This is a genomic window from Polynucleobacter corsicus (assembly GCF_018688255.1).
Lineage (GTDB): Bacteria > Pseudomonadota > Gammaproteobacteria > Burkholderiales > Burkholderiaceae > Polynucleobacter > Polynucleobacter corsicus.
Genome location: NZ_CP061314.1, coordinates 753,641 through 773,602 on the forward strand (window position 1 = coordinate 753,641; position 19,962 = coordinate 773,602).

Sequence of the window (19,962 nt, forward strand, 5' to 3'; positions counted from 1 at the left end):
TTTTTTCTATGATGCTAAAACTTTCTAGCAAAACTTCAATCTATGTTGCTTGCTTTATCTTGCTCTGGGCTCATTCACTCGCAACAATAGCCGCTGATGCAAAAGAAAACTTTGAGTTTATTGCTACAGTTAATGGAGTCCCCATTACAAAAGGCCTGCTGGATCTCAATGTGAACCTAGCTATTGGGCAAGGACAAAAAGACAGCCCTCAATTGCGCGAGAGCATGAAGAATGAGTTGATCAGTCGAGAGCTAATTGCTCAAGCAGCAACTAAAGAGGGCCTAGCAAGGGACATCGATCTCACCGATCAAATTACCCAGATGAAGCAGACGCTATTAGTCCAGGCTTATTTGGAGGCGCACTTTAAGCAAAACCCGATTTCTGATGCAATGCTTAAGGAAGAATACGAAAAACAAAAGCAAGCTTTGGGCGGCGGTACTAGTGTTAGTCAATTTAAAGTCAGTCAAATAGTACTATCCACTGAATCTGCTGCCATTGCCGTATCAGGTCGCCTAGCGAAGGGCGATGATTTTTCAAAGGTGGCTCAAGAAGTATCGATTGATGATGCGACTAAAGTGCAGGGCGGTTCACTAGGCTGGGTTTCTCCAGGCCAATTATTGCCCGCCATATCCACAGTCATGACTAGTTTGAAAAAAGGTACAACTAGTAGCCCTATTCAGATTCAGGGGGGATGGGTCATTATTCGAGTGGAGGATAGCCGTTCTGCCAAGATAGCTAGCTTAGAAGCTTCAAAGCCGCAACTAAGACAGGCCATTATTCAGCAGTATCTCAATCAGACCCTAAAGCGCTTAAGTGAGAGCGCAAAGTTTGTGCGTTAAGCTAGCTTCATGAGCATCAAGCAATTCAACGCCACCTACCTTGCGGCAGACGACCGTATACTATTCCGCTTTAATACAGCCGAGGATACTGAGTTTCGTTTTTGGCTAACCCGTCGTGCGACTTTATTCATCCTAGCTGCCACCCAGCATCTCATGATGAAGGACTTAGAGCAGACCCATTCTCCGCAAGTGGCAAAAGCAATTGCTGAATTTTGCAAAGAGGCAATGCAGATAGATCCCAGCAATCAGGGCGCCCTCCAGGCTGACACCTATCAACCGGCATCTAACTATCCCTTGGGAGCTGACCCCCTCTTAGTAATGGATGTCAAATGCACCCCTGAAAAACAAGGTTTAGAAGATGGCGTATCACTAGACCTGGTTTTACCAGGTGGCGCCAATATTAACGTCAAGATGGCAGGATCGACTTTGCAGACCATGAGTATCTTATTAAATCAGCTACGTGAGCACGCAGCGTGGGGTGAAGTGCCCTCCGTTAGTGAAGTGGCTATTCAGGCTGAAGATAAAAATAAATCGGGCAATAAGCCCTTAGTCCACTAGCTTCGTATTAAAACGGCAACTTTGCCTCTGGCTTAGCTGCCAGCAATACCGCCTTAAATTCCGCCTGAATTCGCTTAATCGCCTCTTCACTATCAGCCTCAAAACGCATTACTACCACTGGAGTGGTATTGGATGGTCTTGCTAGACCAAAGCCATCCGCATACTCCACACGCACACCATCAATCGTATTAATGGATTCTGAAGTAGGGAACTTGGCATTGGCTTTAATCGTTTCTAGCAGAGTAAACGGTTCACCTTCAGCACAAGCGAGTTGCAACTCTGGAGTGCAGATGGCATTGGGCAAGTTATTGAGGGTGTCGCTCGGATTCTTTTCCTTGCTGAGGATCTCTAACAAGCGTGCGCCGGTATAAAGGCCATCATCAAAACCAAACCAACGATCCTTAAAGAAGATATGACCGCTCATCTCACCAGCAAGCGGGGCGCCAGTTTCTTTCAGCTTGGCTTTAACTAAGGAGTGACCGGTTTTCCACATGATGGGTTCGCCGCCATGTTCTTTTACGTAGGTGGCTAAGTTACGAGTGCACTTCACATCGTAAATAATCTGCCCGCCAGGATTGCGGGAGAGGACGTCTTTAGCAAAGAGCATCATCTGACGGTCTGGGAAGATCACCTGACCATCTTTAGTCACTACACCTAAGCGATCAGCATCACCATCAAAAGCAAGGCCTAATTCATTATCGGTAGTTTGGAGATTCTTAATCAGGTCTTGCAAGTTTTCAATATGGGCTGGATCAGGATGGTGGTTAGGGAAATGACCATCGACTTCACAGAACAGCTCTTGAACTTCACAACCAAGGGCTCTAAATAACTTGCCAGCAAATGCACCACCAACCCCATTACCGCAATCGACTGCAATCTTCATCGGGCGAGCAATCTTGATATCGCCAACGATGTAGTTGAGATACATCGGGAAAATATCAAAGGTGCTTCGACTTCCTTGTCCGCTAGCAAACTTCTTAGCTTCAATGCGTTTACGCAAATCCTGAATCTTTTCACCATAAATCGCAGCTGTGCCCAAAACCATTTTGAAGCCGTTGTAATTCGGGGGATTATGGCTGCCGGTAATCATGATCCCGGACTTCGGTGTCTTGCTATTAATGGTGTGATTAGCCGCAAAGTAGACCATGGGTGTAGCGACCATGCCAAGATCAATCACATTAATACCGGTAGAGAGAAGACCTTCTGTTAAAGCTTCAATCAAGCTAGGGCCAGATAGGCGACCATCGCGACCGATGACGATATCGGTCTCACCAAGCTCGCGCATTTCAGTACCAAAGGCTTGACCAATCAGTCTGGCAATCGAGGGATCTAAGGTCTCATCAATAATGCCGCGAATGTCATACGCTTTAAAAATTGAAGGGGATAGTTGCACGGTTAATCCAGTATTAAATAATTATTCTGCGTTGAAAATCTCATTACCAGTCGTTGGGGTAGCCATCAGCTCGTCACCATGCAGGTGAATATCAAAACGTTCAAGTTTTTGACTTAAGACAATTGAAATCACACTCAAATTGCTCGAGCCCTTGACAGTAGAGTGTGTCACCTTATTTTCTTCGCTTGCCATAATTATGAATTCCAAAGAATGTGAACAGAGATTAAGAATTTAATAAATTTATGCGGGCAGCAGTCACAGCATCAATATCTACGCTGGCAGCAATATCATTCTGATGACTTGCAAGGGCTTTTTCAATTGGCTTTGCTAAGACTTTGCCGTACTCCACACCAGGTTGGTCAAAGCTATTGATATTCCACAATGCACCTAATGTCGCAGTGCGGTTCTCGTATAAAGCGAGTAGGGCACCAAGGTAAAACGCATTGAGCTTAGGCAGCAACAAGAGGTTACTAGGGCGCTTGCCTGGATAGACATCATTTGGATTTGCAGCAGTCTTGCCATTAGCCAATGCCTGCGCTTGTGCCAAGCAATTGGATAGCAGAATACGGTGATGCGCCACAGCCTCTGGCCTATCACTCATCGGGTCACGTACGGCAATGAAATCAATTGGAATGATCTCCGTACCCTGATGAAAGAGTTGGAAGTAAGAGTGCTGCGCATTACTACCGGCACTACCAAATACCACCGGAGAGGAATGCTTTACTGGCTTGCCATCACGATCTACGCTCTTGCCATTGCTTTCCATATCGAGCTGTTGCAACCACTTCGGAAACCAATCCAATGCATCTGCATACGGAATGGCAGCATAAGCTTTAATGTTGTGTTTCTCTTGCTGATACAGCAAGGAGAGTGCCATGATGACAGGTAGATTTTGTTCTAGGGGCGCATTCTTAAAATGTAAGTCCATTGCTTCCGCGCCAGCTAAAAACTGCTGGAATGTTTCAAAGCCATATTGCAAAGCAATCGGCAGGCCGACTGCTGACCAAACGGAGTAACGACCGCCGACCCAATCCCAGAAAGGGAAAATATTGTCTTCGCTGACGCCAAAGTTTTTGGCAGCAGGAATGTTGGCAGTCACGGCATATAAAGCATGCTCAATTTGACTGTGAGTGCAACCGCTGTTCTTAAGCCAAGCAACAACGGCTTTGGCATTCATAGAAGTTTCAAGGGTCGTGAACGACTTTGAGACCACAATCACGCGAGTGCTATGAGGCTGAGCACGTGCCAGGATGCGCGCTAATTCGGCAGTATCAATATTGGCCAAGAAATGCATGCGCATGCCACGGCTTTCAATGCCGGGAACATGGGCTAAAGCTTCAATAGCTAGGCGAGGACCAAAGTCTGATCCACCAATGCCAATATGAATGACGTCAGTTACACCAACCCATTTATTACACAGCGCATCAATCCGATGCCAAACCTCAGATACTGCTGGCATCACATCTTTGCCATCGATCATTACTGGGGTTTTACTTAAATTGCGCAGTGCAGAGTGAAGGGCGGGGCGATCTTCGCTATTGTTAATGTGCTTGCCTGCAAACATATCCACAATGAACTGCTCCAGATGACTCTGGCGAGCAGAAGCAAAGAGCTTTTTCCAGCTAGCCGCATCAATTCCTTGATAGGCGGTGTCGAGCACCACATCAAGGGCAGAGTGAGTACTTTGGTTGGCTAATGGGGCTTGCACAGACATAGCTAGATTTTATCAATAAGGACATTCAAATCACCCTAAAACGCTGAAAATGTTACGATTTGAGCAATATAAGTACTTTAGCTTAGCTAAAAGTCATTACAAAATTGAGACATATCTGAAATCAGGTCAGGAATAGCGGATGGAGCAGGTTGATTGCGTCGTTGTAGGCGCTGGAGTGGTGGGTTTGGCAGTTGCTCGCGAGATGGCTTTGCAAGGCCGAGAAACTATCTTGCTCGAGCGAGAAGATTCTTTTGGAACCATCAGTAGTGCGCGCAACAGTGAAGTCATTCACGCAGGGATTTATTACCCAAAGGATTCTCTCAAGGCTAAGCTTTGCGTACAAGGTAATCGTCTCTTGTATGAATACTGCCGCAGTCATCAAGTGAGCACGCAAGCCTACGGTAAGTTAATTGTTGCTGCAGACGCTAGTCAGTTAAATGACCTTCAGGCAATTCTTTATAAGGCCCAAAATAACCAAGTACCTGATATCAAGATGATTTCAGGAGCGCAAGCTAAAGCTTTGGAGCCAGAGCTACGGTGCGAGGCTGCAGTACTCTCCAGCTCAACCGGTGTAGTTGATAGTCACGGGTTAATGCTGTCACTACTGGGTGGCTTTGAAGATGCAGGCGGTATGGTGGCTTATCAATCACCTTTACTCGGCGCTAAGCCAATTGGTAATTATGCTGAAGGTGGCTTTGAGCTCACCATTGGCGGTGCTGATGGCATGACTATTCAGACCAAGTTGTTAATTAATTGCGCAGGACTCAGCGCTCCAGCTCTTGCCCAAAAAATTGAGAGGCTCTCAAAAGACTTCATACCCAAAGCTTACTTTGCCAAGGGTAATTACTTCTCCTTGTCTGGCAAATCGCCATTCAGTCATTTGATTTACCCCATTCCCGAACCAGGTGGACTAGGCGTTCATCTCACCCTCGATATGGGTGGTCAGGCCAAATTTGGTCCAGATGTAGAGTGGTTGGATATTGACGAGGAAAGTCAGATTAACTACACAGTGGATCAAGGGCGGGGAGACGGCTTTTATGCAGCCGTCAGAAAATATTGGCCTGGCCTAAAAGATGGCTCTTTACAAGCAGATTACTCGGGCGTCAGAGCTAAAATCGTCCCGCCAAATGCCCCAGCAGGAGACTTTTACTTTGAAGGGCCCCAGCAGCATCAGCTTCAAGGCTTATTTAACTTGTATGGCTTTGAGTCTCCTGGACTTACCTCTTGTTTAGCAATTGCAGAGCATCTAGAAGTTTTGATTAAAGAGTCTAAATAAATTAATCTAATGCACGGAACCAAATGGATTTAGTAGCTTAACCTTAAAGCGTTTGAAGTCCTTTGTATTTCTAGTAACTACTGTAAGTTTCTTTTCAATGGCTGTGGCTGCAATCATTGCATCTTCTCGTACTGTATTTGATTGAGAATGCATCAGTTTTGCCCATAAACTAAAGGCCGCTCCACTCATAGCTAAAACATTGTGATTCTTGAGAATATCTTCTAACCAAGCCTCAAGAGATGCTGCTTTATTTTGATCTTGTTCTCTTATTAGTTCTATCCCGGTCTGAATTTCCCCAATAGATACGGCAGAAATATAGAGGTCCTCATCTGCTACGGTACTGAGCCATTCTAAAACCGCACCATGAGGCTTTGATTTGCGTAATTCGGAGATGACATTGGTATCTAGTAGGTACATATTGGCAATTAAAGTTTGATGGGTTTACGAGCTAAACCTCGCCCGCGCTTTGGCAGAATTAAATCTCCCTTTGCCTCCTCGGAGAGAAGAAGTGATTTAAGAGATGGTTTTGCTAGCTGCTTCAATGTTTTCCACTCCTTAATAGTGATTAGAACGGCTGTCTCATGCCCTCTTTTTGTAACTACCTGAGGCCCTTGTTTGAGACAGGCGTTTAATAATTCGCTAAATTTAGCCTTAGCGTCTTGTACCGCCCAATGGTTATTTGTCATTTTTTCTCCTGACTAGATATCTGACTAGTTTATCAGGGTGTCAACAATAAATAAAAGGCGCTAGAGGATATTAGAGCGGTGCGAGTGGAGAAATAAAGTAGGGCCTATTTGAGTTTTACGTAGAGCACTTCTGAATTCCTTATAATCTAGGACTCAATTCGCAAAGGAAGAGTGGCAGAGCGGTTGAATGCACCAGTCTTGAAAACTGGCGAGGATGAAAGTCCTCCGTGAGTTCGAATCTCACCTCTTCCGCCATATACGACAGCAGAGCCCCTAACCGTGGGGCTCTTTGTTTTTGGGGCTCCTCTACCCAACAGCAAAACATGGTGTGGAAAAATTCCCATATATTTGCTAATACTCAGAGTGTTAGCAGGTCACCAACTAATAGGACTCAAGCGCCTTCTTAAGTTCAGCTTCAACCTTATTTTTTAAACTAGTCGGACTAATCACCTCAACACCAGATCCATGTTTCAGGATATCCATGACTAATTCAGGATCTTGGTTGTAATCAAACTCCAGGCTGTAATAACCATCTTTATCAAAGTTGCCCACTTGTTGGCCATGCCAATGCTCGCCCGATCGCTCATAGCTTCACCAATGCAAAGATCACGCCACTGCAGACCCTTCAGCCTATTCGGGCGCGAACTTCAAGATTAGGAGCGCCGTTAGCTATTGCAGGCAATCCCATGGATCGGATTGCTCAGCATCTAGGGAATATGGGTATTTAAGCTATTTTTGACATGTCACCTCCGGTTGGTGGCATGTCAATAAAAATGCATATTTCCGGCTAAATTGCCCTGGAATGTCAATAAAACTGCTAATAATCGCAGTTATTGTCAATAAATCTGCCTATTCCAAGTGAATTTAGCTTTTGAAGCTAGTTAGTAAAAAACATTCAAACCGCTATTTCGTAAGAAAAAGTGAGGATATATTTAAAAATATAGGAATCCATTGAAATATGTAAGAAAAAGTGTGTAAATATGTGTAATCGTAAGAAAAAGTGTCTATATGTAAGAAAAAGTGTGGGAAAATAGCTATTCGAACGAAAAAGTGGGGCTTGGGGGAAATATGGGCGATATAGGCTATTCACAGGTAAAAAGTCAGCTTGATCTGAGTGCTTTTGACCCACTTGTACCTGCACGTCTTGCCTCGGTGACCAGCGTAACGCCCACCCAGGGTGCATTGTTGATACCGGCAAAAGTAGCCCCTAAGGACGATCGCCCACTAAACCACCTTTTATTTGCGCTAAAGCATGAAGGAGTTAATCTCCAATTGTTATCGCAGGCCTTAAGAAAAATCCCAGCCCAAGAGATGCTGGCTACAATTTGCGAATCGCCAACAGGCGTTTACATTCGTGCGGCTTGTTTTTTGTGGGAAGCCTTTAATAAGCAAGAGTTAAAGGGCGCGCCAGTAATTACGGGGCCTATGGTTAATTTATTTGACCCCAAAAAATACATTACAGGACCAAGCATACGCAATGCCAAATGGCGAGTTAACTTCAATGGCTTGGGTTCTTTGGATTACTGCGTAACTGTTGAGCGAACTGCGCGCATTAATAGTTTGCTTGAATCTAACATCCTTCAGAAGGCAAATGAATTTTTATCAGAACTAGGTGGGGCCGCATCCGATAGGGCAATGTCTTGGGCTTATTTAAGTGAGACCAAAAGCTCTTTTGAAATCGAGCATGAGACACCGAGTGCCACGAAAGCAGAGGCATTTGTAGAGCTACTTAAAAAAGCCCATCTGACTACCCAGCTAGATGAAGAGTACTTAGTTGGCTTGCAGAATACCGCCATTACCAATCCTTTGGATAGAGCAGTTAACTATCGCCACCAACAAAACTGGTTAAGCAGTCCATTGCGTGGTGCTGCTGGCGTAACTTATATTCCGCCGCCACCTGAAATCGTTAATGACTTGATGAAGGGGTTGGTAGATTTTGCCAATACCGCACCAAAGCAGATCGATCCTTTAATTGCTGCTGCGATTGTTTCATTCGGATTTGTTTTCATTCACCCATTCATGGACGGTAATGGGCGCTTATCGCGCTTCTTATTTCATCATGCGTTGTGCCAGTCTGGCTTGCTGCAGAGGGGATTACTGCTGCCAGTATCCATTGCGATGAAGCGCAATGAAGACCCATACCTAGCAGCTCTAAAGAGCTTTTCTGAGCCTGCTCGCAAGCGCTGGGAAGTTATTTGGATTGACGGTGATGAATATCAAATGACCTTCAAATCAGATGATTCCTTATATCGCTATTGGAATGCCACTGCCTGCGTTGAGTTTGGATTGGAGATGGCCAAGCAGGCGTTAGAAAAGGACTTAAGAGAAGAGACTGAGTTCTTGGCCAAGTACGACATTATTTATCGTGCAATTGATGGTCAGTACGATATACGGGGCAAGGACCTCAATACTTTAATTCTGGCTTGCATGGAGCAAAACGGAAAACTATCGGCTAACCGTCGTAAGAAATTTACAACAACAGTACCTGAAGAAATATTTAATGCTATTGAGATTGAATATGCGAAGGTAGTTGGCTGATTCAAAAAAGCTTCGTACTCATTCCGTCAAGGGCACCCCAAAGGGGTGGCTTGCGCACCCTTGATGGCCACGATTAAAGTAACGCTCTTTTATGCCCAAGGTGGCAGAAAGACACATTGGGCATAAAGACCCAAAGCGAGTTCATTTAGTAACTCAACAAAAACCCCACAAATATCCCGAGCCTATATCTACCGCCCCAATAATTGATCTCAGCGCTTCACGCCTATGCGTTAAAGCTAGAGTCGCACCTAGTAGCGTAGGAATGGATGGGTTCACGCTCCATCACCAGGTATGAAGCCAACTAATTTCATAAATAACTATTGATGGGGTGGCATATGACAATTTCAAATACAGACTTGCAAGAGTTAGCTAAGGTTTCCTTGGATGAGTACCGGCGGCGAACTTTGGCGCTCACCAGAGCAGCAGGAGATATATTTCAAGACCGGTAGATCAAAGACTATGAATAGTAATCACTTGAGGCGCTGTGCTACCGATCTGAACTTCTTTTGAGATGACTGAGTCTGTCATAAATAAAGTGAGATCAAGTATTGCGGAGCCATTTCCAATGGATGTAGCTGAGGCTATTTTTACGGGAATGGAGATACAGGCTCAAAAGTTAATTGCCCGAACTGAATCTTAGAATTAAAAAACCCCAGCAATCACTTGCTGGGGTTTTGTCTTTCTAGAAACTAGAAAAGATTAGTGCATTACTTCTTAGCAGCTGGTGCGCTCACTACGGCAGCAATCGCTTCTGTGTAAACCACTTTAACTTGATCGTTTACAGCTATATCTTTCATTAAGTCAGGATTCTGAACTTTAACTTTGAAGATGTTTCCTTTAGGACCTTTTAAAGAAACGATATTTTTAGCTGTATCAATCGCCTCGATATTGGCAGTCGCTGTGATGGTATTCGTAGTGATCATGCCTGGCTTGTCGCCTTGCGGGGCAGTAGTAGTGCTTGTAGTAACTTGCTCGCTAGTTGTACCTGGGTTCTTCACCTTAACCAACTCAATAGCAACAGCTAGTTCGTAGACCACATCAAAATGATCACCAACTTTAATTTCAGCAAAGTTCTTTACTTCAGGACCAGCAACGATAGAAGTCTCGCCATCTTGGTTTTTGAGGGTAACAGTGCGTGTTGCAGCATCAATCTTGATCACTTCACCGTCATAAATGAGGGCAGCCTCTTGAGCAGCTACTGCAGCTACTGGAGCTTTTGGCTTAGTGAGGAAAAAGTATGCGCCGACTGCGATAGCGGCAAGAACAACAATAATGATTATTTTTTTCATAACGGTATTAATCCTTAATTAATTGGGTCACATTACCCATGGGTAGTAATGCGGTAATTGGTAAATATAGTTGTTTTTAACAATTATGGAGATTGTATTACTCATGTTATTAATCAGAATGAGTTTTCAGGGCAAATTCGCTTAAAAAGGCCTAATTACGCGCTATTTATGGATATTCCTCAACCTTTAGTCTTTTAATAAGCACATACTGAGTGAATGACATTAATCGGAGCGCAGAGTGGTGCTTTTCCTATCGATGCTGCTAATGGCATCTTTAGTAAGAAAAACATCCAGATCCCAGCGAAATGAATAATCTCCCGAATGGCGCAGTTGGTGCTACTGGCAAAGTAAGACAGGCCATTATGGTTTGGGATATGCCAGTGAGGGTATTGCATTGGCTTCTAGTAATCTGTTTTGCAGGCGCTTGGCTCAGCTCAGAGAGTGAGAGTTGGATCTTGATTCACTATGCATTTGGCTACACCGCATGCCTGTTGGTTCTCATCCGATTGGTATGGGGCTTGATTGGCACCCGTTACGCTAGATTTAGTCAATTTCTCAAAAGTCCTCGGGCAGTCATGGAGTACTTTATGGCCATGTTACGTGGCCATCCTCATCACGATGTTGGTCACAATCCAGCGGGTGGTTTGGTGATGTTTACGCTGATGTTGCTCATCCTGTTAATTGGTTTTACTGGCTATCTATCGGTTAAAGAGTTTTTGGGTGACTTTGTATCAGAGGCTCATGAAGTATTTGCCAGCTTGGCTCTTGGCTTAGTCATCATTCACATCATTGCGGCCATTGGCATGAGTGTGATCGAAAGACAGAATCTCGTCAGATCCATGGTGAATGGTAAAAAACAGGGCATGCCAGAGCAAGGGATACGTTATCCGCAATATGTCATTGGCGCCTTGATCTTTTTGGGCGCACTTTACTTTTTCTATCTGACCTTGAGCGGTGGCTTGCCTAGTCTGACTCAGTAAGATGGGTCGTGGTGGCTGGGTAGGTGATCGTTGTACGATAGACAATATGAAGCTCCTAATAGCCCTTTATTTCTTTATCCTGGCTACGATTCAGTTGGGTTTGTTATTGGGTATTTATCACTACCACCGCTCTCAGGGTGAGCTCAGACCAAATCGATACTGGATGAGCTCATTGATGATTAATATCGCTGCTCTATTGATCTTTGCTAGCGGCATTCTCGTAATCCAGGACCTGCAAAAGCCCGAATTTAATTTCACAATAGCCAATTCTCTGTTTTATATCGCTGCCGTCTTTCAGCTCCTGTTTTGTAAATCTCTGATTGGACCAGTCAGCAAGCGTTTGCAATATGGCTTTGCGCTCTCCGCCATTATTTTTGTGCCGACTTTTGAGTATCTTCGTATTGATGGAAGCTACGAGATCCGCACCATATTTATGTGTGTCATAGCCGTCATATTCTTCTCGTGGCAAATTGCGATACTCAGACAGCAAAGAGGTTTAGAGCTCTCTCGGCAATTAATGTATTTGCAATACGCAACTGCCGCCGAGCTTCTTTTTGCATTGGGGCGTTTAGGGGTTTTAGCTTCTACCGGTTTCACTATTAGTAGGGTAGAGCAAATTCCACAGTTATTGATTCTGCTCACCATTGGTCAGTTAGTGATCAACACTCTCTCTTACATTGCGCTAGGGGGGTATTGGACGGAAAAGGTTGTCTTAGCAAATGCAAAATCCCAGACTGAGAATGATGAAATCAAAGCGCTCCTAGCTGAGCGAGAGAGCTTGATATCCCAGTTACTCAAAGCCAACAAAACAGTCGCAACTGGTGCCTTATCTGCTTCGATTGCCCATGAGCTTAATCAGCCATTAGGCGCTACATCTCTAAATATTCAATTTTTGCAAAAGAAGCTTTCCGAAGGAGGTTTAAGCTTCGATCAGAATCAAGAAATCTTAGCGGCGCTCCTGTCTGATAACCAAAGAGCGTCAAATATCATTCGGTCTCTCCGATCAATCTTTTCTGATGGAAAAGTAGGTGCCGAACAAACCGAATTTGGCGAATTAATAGAATCTGTTCTGAAGATCACCCAGCCAGAAATTGCATCAAAAAATATCCAGATTGTCCTTAGACTCGCACCAAGTACATGGGCCAATATCAACCGAGCAGAAATTCAGCAGGTTCTCCTCAATTTAATGAACAATGCCACTCAAGCGCTTGCGGATTCAAGCACCATGCCCAGGATTTTGCAAATAGAGTGCTCTGGTGTCACTGGGGGTGTTGAAATACTAATCATTGACAATGGCCCTGGCGTCCCTGCGGATATGCAACCCCATTTATTTGAATTGCTCACCAGCAGTAAAAAGCGCTCTGGCATGGGCTTGGGTTTATGGCTTTGCCAACACATTGTGACTCGTCATGGCGGTCATCTGCGCTTTCAAGATGCCCCAAGTGGGGGCGCTCAATTTACGATCTTCTTGCCCTCAATACAGGGCTAGGTATTAGCCCTATAGCTAATTGCCTACGGCTATAGCAATCTTTACATTCGTGAGATAACTTTTTTACCAACACATGTGTTACTTCAAGGCTTTCATGAAAACCAAACTCTCCTTCATTGCTCTATCTATTAGCCTCATTTGCGGTAATCCCGCTATTGCCGCTGGCGGTGGTGGCGTGGTTGCTGACCCTGGCGCAATGCAGGGCAAGCACTTTGACTCTAAGGGTAAGGCGCCGTCCACATTTACGGTCGATCTACAAAATGGCTTGCGCAAAACTTTGCCATTTGAGGATAAGCGTGACTTTGAAGAATCTAAGAGGGGATTTATTGCGGCGCCTGCCTATAAAACCATCATGGCAGATGCCGGTAACGTCGCTTGGGATATGGGTAGTTATGACTTCCTCTTGCAAGGTAAAGACTTTGATAGCGTTCACCCATCGTTACAGCGTCAAGCGATTCTCAATATGGGCTACGGCCTCTATGAAGTCGTACCAGGAAAGATTTATCAAGTACGTGGTTTTGACTTATCGAACATCAGCTTTGTCAAAACCAATACGGGTTGGATTGTCTTTGACCCATTGACCTCAAAAGAAACTGCTAGAGCAGCTTTAGAGTTAGTAAATGAGAAGTTAGGTAAGCGCCCAGTAGTGGCCGTGGTGTACTCCCATTCTCATGCTGACCACTTTGGTGGTGTGCGCGGTGTTGTGGATGAGGCAGACGTGAAGAGTGGCAAAGTGAAGATTATTGCCCCAGCTGGTTTCATGGATCACGCTGTAGCAGAGAACGTCTATGCGGGTAATGCCATGACGCGTCGTTTGTATTTCCAGTACGGCGTTTTATTGCCACGCAGCCCATTTGGACACGTTGACCAGTCGATTGGTAAAAATACTGCGGCCGGTAACCTGGGTTTAATTGAACCAACTATTCTGATTAATGAGCCATTTGAAAAAATGACGGTTGATGGTGTAGAGATGGAGTTTCAGAACACACCTGGCACAGAAGCTCCAGCGGAGATGAATACCTATTTCCCACAGATGAAAGCATTCTGGGCTGCAGAAAATATCACCGGCACCATCCACAATATTTACACCTTGCGCGGCGCACTTGTACGTGATGCATTAGCCTGGTCCAAGAATATCAACAACGCCTTGTATCGTTACGGCACTGAGGCGCAAGTGATGTTCGCTTCACATTCCTGGCCGCGTTGGGGTAATGATCGCGTGCAAGAAGTGATGCGCACGCAGCGTGATAGTTATGCACACCTAAACAATGAAGTCCTGCATTTAGCGAACAATGGTGTGACGATTAATGAAGTCCATAACGTCTACAAGCAACCGGAGAGCCTGAAGTCTCAATGGGCAGCGCATAGCTACCATGGCTCAGAGGAGCACAACAGTCGCGCTGTGATCAATCGTTACCTAGGTTACTGGGATGCTAATCCTGCCACCTTGATTCCCTTATCACCAAAAGATTCAGCGCCACTCTACGTAGAGATGATGGGTGGTTCAGGCAAGATCATGGCAAAGGGTAAGCAGCTCTATAAGCAGGGAAAATATCGTGAAGCAATGGAGATCGTCAATAAGTTAGTTTATGCAGAGCCAAACAACACGGCAGCTAAAGATTTGCTAGCAGATATTTTTGAACAAATTGGCTATCAAAAAGAAAGTCCAAGCGTACGTAATAGCTTCTTGGGTGCTGCCTATGAATTGCGTCATGGCATGCCTTCTGGAGCGTCACCAAAGACCAATGGTCCTGACATGATCAAAGCGATGACTACAGAGCTTTGGTTGAATGCCATGGCGATCAGCATGGACAGTAAAAAAGCTGCTGGCATGAAGTTCACTATCAACTTGAGTACGCCAGATAATGGTGAAAAGTTTGTCGTAGAGATGAGTAATTCTGCGCTGAGCAATATCAAGGGCTATCAAGATAAACAGCCAAACCTGACTATCACCGTCAATCGTAGCGATTTAGAAAAAGTCATGGGCGGACAAACTACTTTTGAAAAACTCCAATCAGAAGGTAAAGCCAAGTTTGAAGGGGATCGCAAAGCATTTGAGCAACTGCGCAGCACGATGACTATCTTCACTCCCGACTTTGAGTTGATGCCTGGTACGAAGGCCAAAAAAGCACCTCCTGCCAAACCAAGCAAGGATCCGTTTGAGGCTCCTCCAATTGCTAATTCAGAAGGTGCTTAAGGAAAATAAAATAGCAGACAGGTATTAGAAAGATGGGCTCCTCGGAGCCCATTTCTTTTTTAGTAAGCAGTCAATGATTCAGGCTGCGAATGCGCCACCATCTTCCAGTGCTTTGAGTTCATCACCAGCAATACCCAATTCCTTGAGTACCTCATTCGTGTGTTCACCAAGCAAAGGAGGGTGTCGAGAAACCTGTTGCGGTGTGCCCATCATCTTGACTGCAAAGCCAATATTGGGAACTTTGCCTTCAATCGGGTGATCAATCTCCATACGCATCTGGCGATACTGCCCATGCTCACTATCAAATGCCTGTGGGTAGGTATTGATCGGTCCGGCCGGAATGCCTGCTGCCAAGAGGAGATCCACCCATTCTTCACTAGTCTTGGTGATAAACGTTTTCTCTAGCTCCGCAGCCAGTATTAAGCGATTGGCAAGGCGTAGTGGATTGGTTCTAAAAAGTGGGTCTTCAAATAATTCCGGGCGATCAATCTTGTCGCAGAGGAGTTTCCAGAGTTTTTGATTGGTGGCGCCCATTACGAAATAACCATCAGCAGCTTTCATAGCCTGATAAGGTGCGCTCATATGATTGGCTGTACCCAACTTGTACGGCTCAATACCGGTGCCCCAGTATTGCGCTGTATCCCAAATCGAGAAAGCCAACGCAGAATCAAATAGGGAGGCATCAATAAATTGACCTTCACCCGATTTGGTCTTGCCAATATAGGCTGACAATATTCCATAGACTGCAAAAAGGGCGCAACCAATATCCGCCACTGGAACGCCCGCCTTTACCGGAGGACCGTCTGGATAACCTGTCACGCTCATGACACCAGACATGGCTTGTGCCATTAGGTCAAAGCCGGGACGATCTGCCCAAGGTCCTGTTTGCCCGAATCCGGAGATGCTGGCATAGACTAATCCCGGGTTGAGATCTTTCAGGGAGGGGTAATCGATACCCAGTTTTTTCATGACGCCGGGACGATAGTTCTCGACCAAAATATCTGCAGTTTTCACAAGCTCAAAAAATACTTTTTTACCGGCTTCTGTTTTGAGGTTGAGCGTGACGCTGCGTTTATTGCGATTCATATTCAGAAAGCCCATGCTGTCTGAACCTTTCATCTTGAATCCCATTGCCCCACGGGTTTGATCTCCAGTACCAGGCGGCTCAATTTTGATGACATCGGCACCCAAGTCAGCAAGCAACATGCAGCAGTAGGGGCCGGCCATGACTTGACTTACGTCAAGAACTCGAACGCCAGCCAGGGGTAAAGGCTTGCTGGTAGGTGTTTTCATCATTGTCTCAATAGTTTTTATATGTTTAGATAGCAATCTTAGTTGATTGTTATCAATATAAAACAAAAAATGGAGACAGCATGATCAATCAATCCTCCAAGCGGATTCTGTTTAAGCTTGCTTTCTTGGTCCTAAGTATCTGCAGTACTTTGTCATTGACTGCTAATGCTCAACAGGCCTTTCCAACAAAACCCATTCGCTTAATTGTAGGCTTCGCTCCTGGTGGCGGCACGGATATTGTGGCTCGTGCCATTGCTCCCAAGATGAGTGAGATCTTAGGCCAAAGCGTCATTATTGAAAACAAATCTGGTGCAGCTGGCACTATTGGTGCAGACCTCGTTGCTAAATCAAATCCAGATGGCCACACCTTGCTCATGGGCCACTCGAATTCCAATGCGATTTCTCCATATGTTCTGAAGAATGTGCCATACAACCCAGCGACGGATTTCACACCAACTACCTATTTAGGTTACGTGCCAAACGTGTTGGTTGTTAAGTCCTCTCTGCCAGTGAACTCAGTGGCGCAATTGATTTCCTTGGCGAAGCAAAACCCAGGGCAGATGACTTACGGCTCTTCCGGTATCGGCAGCACCCAGCATCTAGCAGGCGCTTTGTTCTCGAAGATTGCTGGCGTAGAAATGAGTCACGTACCCTACAAAGGTAGCGGTCAAGCGATTGTGGATTTATTGGGCGGTCAAATCACCATGAACTTTGATACCTTGCCGCCAAACTTGCAGCAGATTCGCCAAGGTAGTTTAAAAGCTTTGGCAATCTCTACGCCAAAGCGCTTGGCATTGCTACCCAACGTCCCTACATTTAATGAGGTAGGTATTGTTGGCTTTGATGTGACTAACTGGTATTCCGTGATGGGGCCCAAAGGCATGGATCCTGCAGTCGTAAATAAGATTGATCAGGCCGTAAAAGCAGCCACCAATGATCCAGAGATTAAGAAAACATTAGATTCTCAAGGCTTACAACCAGAGGGCCCAGCAACACCAGCAGCCTTTAATTTGTTCCTGGCAGGTGAGTTGGCGAAGTACCAGCGCTTGGTAAAGAGCTTAAATATCAAGGCTGAATAATTCCCCTTCTATTTTTTACTCCATGACAACAGCTACAGACTCCACCCCAGATCGTATTGCCGAAGTTCGCTTAGAGCTTCGCAATAAGATTGCGTACATTACGTTTGACCATGTTGCCGCTCGCAATGCAATGACAGTGGGAATGTATCAAAGCCTGAAATCGATTTGTGAGGATTTGGCTCAGAGTTCTTCGGCTAGAGTTGCCATTTTGAGAGGCGCTGGCGGTAAGTCCTTTGTCTCGGGAAGTGATATCGCCCAGTTCTCTAGCTTTACTACTGGCGATGATGGGATTCGGTACGAAGAGGGCATTGATGCCTACCTCGCACCTTTAGCTATGTTGCCTATGCCAACGATTGCAGTTATTGATGGCATGGCAGTTGGTGGAGGTCTAGCAATTGCGAGTTGTTGCGATTTCAGAATCTCCACACCCGATGCGCGCTTCGGAGTGCCGATTGCCAAAACACTGGGTAATTGTTTATCTGCTGGCAACGTCGCTTGGCTTATTGCGCACCTGGGCATCAATATCGTCAAGCGTATGTTGTTATTGGCGGAGCTGGTGAATGCACCCGAGCTACTCAAACAGGGTTACCTACTAGGTGCCTATCCGGCTGAAGCGCTTGAGCATGAAGCAAATCAGCTAGCTGAGCGCCTAATGGGCTTGGCGCCCATCACGCAAAAATCTAGCAAACAAGCGCTTGCAAGAATCATCAAAAATAATTTACCCGATTGCAATGACCTAATTCGAGAGTGTTATGGCAGCGATGACTTTAGGAATGGGGTTGCTTCATTTCTGGATGGTAAGCCACCTAGCTGGTCTGGAAAGTAAGTCCAGCTCTAAGCAATATCAGAGCTTTATAAGAATATCTCTTGAAGATTATTCAGATAGCGCAATCCTTGTTCAGTTGCTTTGAGCTTGTTAGGGTTTGAATCTAACAAACCTTTTTTACTAGCCTCATCCAATCCTTTTGACACTACATTGAGCGGCAAGCCAGTGCGCTCTCCAAATGTAACGGTGTCCACACCATCAGTCAGGCGCAAGGTATTGAGCATGAATTCAAAAGGGAGATCTTTGGCCGGAATCTCTTTCGCTTCGATCAATGCATTGCCTTTAGTTTCCATCGCCTGCATATAGGTTTCTGGATGACGTTCTCGCACCTGACGCGTAATTTTGTCAGGGAAGGAAATTTTTCCATGCGCGCCTGCACCAATCCCGATGTAATCCCCAAAGCGCCAGTAATTGAGATTGTGTTTGCACTCCTGATCTTTCTTGGCGTACGCAGATACTTCGTAGCGTCGATAGCCTGCCGCCTCTAGTAGGTTCAAGTTCTGCTCAAAGATCGCATCAATCTCATTCTCGCTGGGTAGTTTTGGAGGAAAGTTCGCAAAGTAGGTATTGGGTTCTAGCGTCAGGTTATAGAAAGAGAGGTGTGGCGTCTTAAACGAGAGAGCAGTTTCAATATCGGATTTTGCGGCTTCTAGACTTTGATTCGGTAAGCCAAACATGAGATCGAGATTAACGGATTTAAAGTGTTGCAGAGCAATGGCAATCGCGCGCTTGGCTTCTTCACCACTATGTATGCGCCCTAAAGCTTTGAGTTGGGCATCCTGAAAACTCTGAATACCTAAAGAGACGCGATTGATTCCTGCCTTAGCAAAGCCAGCAAACTTATCGGTCTCCACTGAGCCAGGATTGGCCTCCATAGTAATCTCACAATCGGGCTCTAGGTTCACTCGTGCCCTTACGGCTGAAAGGAGTTCATTCATGCCATGGGCAGATAACAAGCTGGGGGTGCCACCACCAATAAAGATGCTGTGTACTTGACGACCCCAGATGCGAGGTAGCTCTGTTTCTAAATCAGTAATGAGGGCTTTGATGTAGCGCGCTTCATCAAAACCTTGCTTGCCATCTTTGATTTGATGTGAATTGAAATCGCAGTAAGGACATTTCTTTTCGCACCACGGAAAGTGAATGTACAAAGACAGCGGAGGTAGGGCGGTGAGTTTTGGCTGCGTAGCCAAAACAGAATTAAGCGTATTGAGCACGGATTTGGAGTTGAGTAATGAGTTCACGCAAGGCTTGACCACGATGACTGATCTGGTTTTTCTCAGAGGGCTCTAATTGGGCGACGGTCTTGCCCAGCTCTGGTATAAAAAAGTGGGGGTCGTAACCAAAGCCACCATCACCCCGTGCATCATCAATAATTTGGCCATACCAGCGGGCTTGCACAATCAGGGGCTCTGGGTCTTTGGCGTTATTGACCATCACCAGCGCGCAAACATAGTGCGCTCCACGATCAGCTTTGCTCTGCAATGCTGCAATCAGTTTTTGATTATTAGCTGCATTATCGCCATCAAGCCCTGCGTAACGCGCTGAGTACACTCCAGGTGCTCCATCTAAGGCATGGGCACAAATCCCGGAGTCATCTGCGAGTGCGGGTAAGCCGCTCGCAGCACTAGCATGACGTGCCTTAGCAAGGGCATTCTCAATAAAGGTATGGTGCGGCTCTTCCGCCGCCGGAATACCCAATTCACCTTGAGGGATGATTTGAAAGTGAAACGGCGCCAAGAGTTCCTGAAATTCACGGACTTTGCCAGCATTGTTAGAAGCAAGAACGAGCTTTTGCACCATCT

At 45.6% G+C, this 19,962-nt stretch carries 18 protein-coding genes, 1 tRNA gene and 1 pseudogene; 10 read left to right on the forward strand and 10 right to left on the reverse strand.

Annotation, left to right across the window (positions count from 1 at the left end; all coding sequences use genetic code 11):
* Nucleotides 1-8: 8 nt before the first annotated feature.
* Nucleotides 9-839 carry a peptidylprolyl isomerase gene (locus C2747_RS03920; protein WP_215332598.1) on the forward strand — a complete coding sequence of 277 codons (831 nt, stop codon included), beginning with the start codon at nucleotides 9-11 and terminating at the stop codon, nucleotides 837-839.
* A gap of 9 nt (nucleotides 840-848) precedes the next feature.
* Nucleotides 849-1,397, forward strand: coding sequence for a hypothetical protein (locus C2747_RS03925; RefSeq protein WP_215332600.1), 549 nt, complete (start codon nucleotides 849-851; stop codon nucleotides 1,395-1,397).
* A gap of 7 nt (nucleotides 1,398-1,404) precedes the next feature.
* Here C2747_RS03925 and C2747_RS03930 read toward each other — a convergent pair whose 3' ends face one another.
* The 3 genes from C2747_RS03930 to pgi are packed head-to-tail and all read right to left on the reverse strand — an operon-like array spanning nucleotide 1,405 to nucleotide 4,504.
* Complete coding sequence (locus C2747_RS03930) at nucleotides 1,405-2,790, reverse strand: phosphomannomutase/phosphoglucomutase (RefSeq protein ID WP_215332602.1); 1,386 nt, start codon at nucleotides 2,788-2,790, stop codon at nucleotides 1,405-1,407.
* 21 nt (nucleotides 2,791-2,811) lie between these two features.
* A complete protein-coding gene (locus tag C2747_RS03935; protein WP_215332604.1) occupies nucleotides 2,812-2,982 on the reverse strand; it encodes a hypothetical protein in 171 nt (56 codons plus the stop codon).
* A 31-nt stretch (nucleotides 2,983-3,013) separates the two neighbouring features.
* On the reverse strand, nucleotides 3,014-4,504 hold the full coding sequence (pgi, locus tag C2747_RS03940) for a glucose-6-phosphate isomerase (protein ID WP_215332605.1): 1,491 nt from the start codon (nucleotides 4,502-4,504) through the stop codon (nucleotides 3,014-3,016).
* Between the two features lie 139 nt (nucleotides 4,505-4,643).
* Between pgi and C2747_RS03945 the strand changes: the two genes are divergently transcribed.
* Nucleotides 4,644-5,780 carry an NAD(P)/FAD-dependent oxidoreductase gene (locus C2747_RS03945; protein WP_215332607.1) on the forward strand — a complete coding sequence of 379 codons (1,137 nt, stop codon included), beginning with the start codon at nucleotides 4,644-4,646 and terminating at the stop codon, nucleotides 5,778-5,780.
* 6 nt (nucleotides 5,781-5,786) lie between these two features.
* Here C2747_RS03945 and C2747_RS03950 read toward each other — a convergent pair whose 3' ends face one another.
* Both C2747_RS03950 and C2747_RS03955 read right to left on the reverse strand, forming a co-directional pair.
* Nucleotides 5,787-6,197, reverse strand: a complete 411-nt coding sequence (locus tag C2747_RS03950; RefSeq protein ID WP_215332609.1) for a type II toxin-antitoxin system VapC family toxin — start codon at nucleotides 6,195-6,197, stop codon at nucleotides 5,787-5,789.
* Between the two features lie 8 nt (nucleotides 6,198-6,205).
* Nucleotides 6,206-6,466 (reverse strand): type II toxin-antitoxin system Phd/YefM family antitoxin, encoded by a 261-nt coding sequence (locus C2747_RS03955; protein WP_215332611.1) that lies wholly within the window; start codon nucleotides 6,464-6,466, stop codon nucleotides 6,206-6,208.
* Between the two features lie 165 nt (nucleotides 6,467-6,631).
* Here C2747_RS03955 and C2747_RS03960 point away from each other — a divergent pair.
* Nucleotides 6,632-6,721: transfer RNA gene (locus tag C2747_RS03960), tRNA-Ser, on the forward strand.
* A 126-nt stretch (nucleotides 6,722-6,847) separates the two neighbouring features.
* Here C2747_RS03960 and C2747_RS03965 read toward each other — a convergent pair.
* Nucleotides 6,848-7,021 (reverse strand): annotated as a pseudogene (locus C2747_RS03965) (WYL domain-containing protein); the annotation flags it as partial.
* 513 nt (nucleotides 7,022-7,534) lie between these two features.
* Here C2747_RS03965 and C2747_RS03970 point away from each other — a divergent pair.
* Entirely contained in the window at nucleotides 7,535-9,004 is a 1,470-nt protein-coding gene (locus tag C2747_RS03970) for a Fic family protein (protein WP_215332615.1), read from the forward strand.
* A 707-nt stretch (nucleotides 9,005-9,711) separates the two neighbouring features.
* Here the strand turns inward: C2747_RS03970 and C2747_RS03975 are convergent.
* Nucleotides 9,712-10,293 (reverse strand): hypothetical protein, encoded by a 582-nt coding sequence (locus C2747_RS03975; protein ID WP_215332617.1) that lies wholly within the window; start codon nucleotides 10,291-10,293, stop codon nucleotides 9,712-9,714.
* Nucleotides 10,294-10,598: 305 nt separating this feature from the next.
* Between C2747_RS03975 and C2747_RS03980 the strand changes: the two genes are divergently transcribed.
* The 3 genes from C2747_RS03980 (at nucleotide 10,599) to C2747_RS03990 (ending at nucleotide 14,959) form a co-directional block, all read left to right on the forward strand.
* Nucleotides 10,599-11,273, forward strand: coding sequence for a cytochrome b/b6 domain-containing protein (locus tag C2747_RS03980; protein WP_215332618.1), 675 nt, complete (start codon nucleotides 10,599-10,601; stop codon nucleotides 11,271-11,273).
* Between the two features lie 46 nt (nucleotides 11,274-11,319).
* Complete coding sequence (locus tag C2747_RS03985; protein ID WP_215332620.1) at nucleotides 11,320-12,762, forward strand: sensor histidine kinase; 1,443 nt, start codon at nucleotides 11,320-11,322, stop codon at nucleotides 12,760-12,762.
* 94 nt (nucleotides 12,763-12,856) lie between these two features.
* Entirely contained in the window at nucleotides 12,857-14,959 is a 2,103-nt protein-coding gene (locus tag C2747_RS03990) for an alkyl/aryl-sulfatase (RefSeq protein ID WP_215332622.1), read from the forward strand.
* 78 nt (nucleotides 14,960-15,037) lie between these two features.
* Here the strand turns inward: C2747_RS03990 and C2747_RS03995 are convergent, their stop codons facing one another.
* Nucleotides 15,038-16,252 (reverse strand): CaiB/BaiF CoA transferase family protein, encoded by a 1,215-nt coding sequence (locus C2747_RS03995; RefSeq protein ID WP_433915502.1) that lies wholly within the window; start codon nucleotides 16,250-16,252, stop codon nucleotides 15,038-15,040.
* Between the two features lie 80 nt (nucleotides 16,253-16,332).
* Between C2747_RS03995 and C2747_RS04000 the strand changes: the two genes are divergently transcribed.
* Both C2747_RS04000 and C2747_RS04005 read left to right on the forward strand, forming a co-directional pair.
* The gene (locus C2747_RS04000) at nucleotides 16,333-17,331 is read left to right on the forward strand and encodes a Bug family tripartite tricarboxylate transporter substrate binding protein (RefSeq protein WP_215332626.1); all 999 of its coding nucleotides are present in this window, start codon (nucleotides 16,333-16,335) and stop codon (nucleotides 17,329-17,331) included.
* A 22-nt stretch (nucleotides 17,332-17,353) separates the two neighbouring features.
* Nucleotides 17,354-18,157 (forward strand): enoyl-CoA hydratase/isomerase family protein, encoded by an 804-nt coding sequence (locus C2747_RS04005; RefSeq protein WP_215332628.1) that lies wholly within the window; start codon nucleotides 17,354-17,356, stop codon nucleotides 18,155-18,157.
* 26 nt (nucleotides 18,158-18,183) lie between these two features.
* Here the strand turns inward: C2747_RS04005 and hemW are convergent, their stop codons facing one another.
* The gene (gene hemW, locus C2747_RS04010) at nucleotides 18,184-19,401 is read right to left on the reverse strand and encodes a radical SAM family heme chaperone HemW (protein WP_433915503.1); all 1,218 of its coding nucleotides are present in this window, start codon (nucleotides 19,399-19,401) and stop codon (nucleotides 18,184-18,186) included.
* Complete coding sequence (gene rdgB, locus C2747_RS04015; protein ID WP_215333064.1) at nucleotides 19,358-19,957, reverse strand: RdgB/HAM1 family non-canonical purine NTP pyrophosphatase; 600 nt, start codon at nucleotides 19,955-19,957, stop codon at nucleotides 19,358-19,360. Before rdgB ends, hemW begins: the two co-directional genes overlap by 44 nt.
* Nucleotides 19,958-19,962: the final 5 nt, after the last annotated feature.

Coding starts and splice junctions, on each gene's coding strand:
- C2747_RS03970 (WP_215332615.1), top strand. CDS start 7,535: ATGGGCGATATAGGCTATTCACAGGTAAAAAGTCAGCTTGATCTGAGT.
- C2747_RS03950 (WP_215332609.1), bottom strand. CDS start 6,197: ATGTACCTACTAGATACCAATGTCATCTCCGAATTACGCAAATCAAAG.
- C2747_RS03920 (WP_215332598.1), top strand. CDS start 9: ATGATGCTAAAACTTTCTAGCAAAACTTCAATCTATGTTGCTTGCTTT.
- C2747_RS03945 (WP_215332607.1), top strand. CDS start 4,644: ATGGAGCAGGTTGATTGCGTCGTTGTAGGCGCTGGAGTGGTGGGTTTG.
- C2747_RS04005 (WP_215332628.1), top strand. CDS start 17,354: ATGACAACAGCTACAGACTCCACCCCAGATCGTATTGCCGAAGTTCGC.
- C2747_RS03955 (WP_215332611.1), bottom strand. CDS start 6,466: ATGACAAATAACCATTGGGCGGTACAAGACGCTAAGGCTAAATTTAGC.
- C2747_RS03995 (WP_433915502.1), bottom strand. CDS start 16,252: ATGAAAACACCTACCAGCAAGCCTTTACCCCTGGCTGGCGTTCGAGTT.
- C2747_RS03985 (WP_215332620.1), top strand. CDS start 11,320: ATGAAGCTCCTAATAGCCCTTTATTTCTTTATCCTGGCTACGATTCAG.
- C2747_RS03990 (WP_215332622.1), top strand. CDS start 12,857: ATGAAAACCAAACTCTCCTTCATTGCTCTATCTATTAGCCTCATTTGC.
- pgi (WP_215332605.1), bottom strand. CDS start 4,504: ATGTCTGTGCAAGCCCCATTAGCCAACCAAAGTACTCACTCTGCCCTT.
- C2747_RS03975 (WP_215332617.1), bottom strand. CDS start 10,293: ATGAAAAAAATAATCATTATTGTTGTTCTTGCCGCTATCGCAGTCGGC.
- C2747_RS04000 (WP_215332626.1), top strand. CDS start 16,333: ATGATCAATCAATCCTCCAAGCGGATTCTGTTTAAGCTTGCTTTCTTG.
- C2747_RS03935 (WP_215332604.1), bottom strand. CDS start 2,982: ATGGCAAGCGAAGAAAATAAGGTGACACACTCTACTGTCAAGGGCTCG.
- C2747_RS03925 (WP_215332600.1), top strand. CDS start 849: ATGAGCATCAAGCAATTCAACGCCACCTACCTTGCGGCAGACGACCGT.
- C2747_RS03980 (WP_215332618.1), top strand. CDS start 10,599: ATGAATAATCTCCCGAATGGCGCAGTTGGTGCTACTGGCAAAGTAAGA.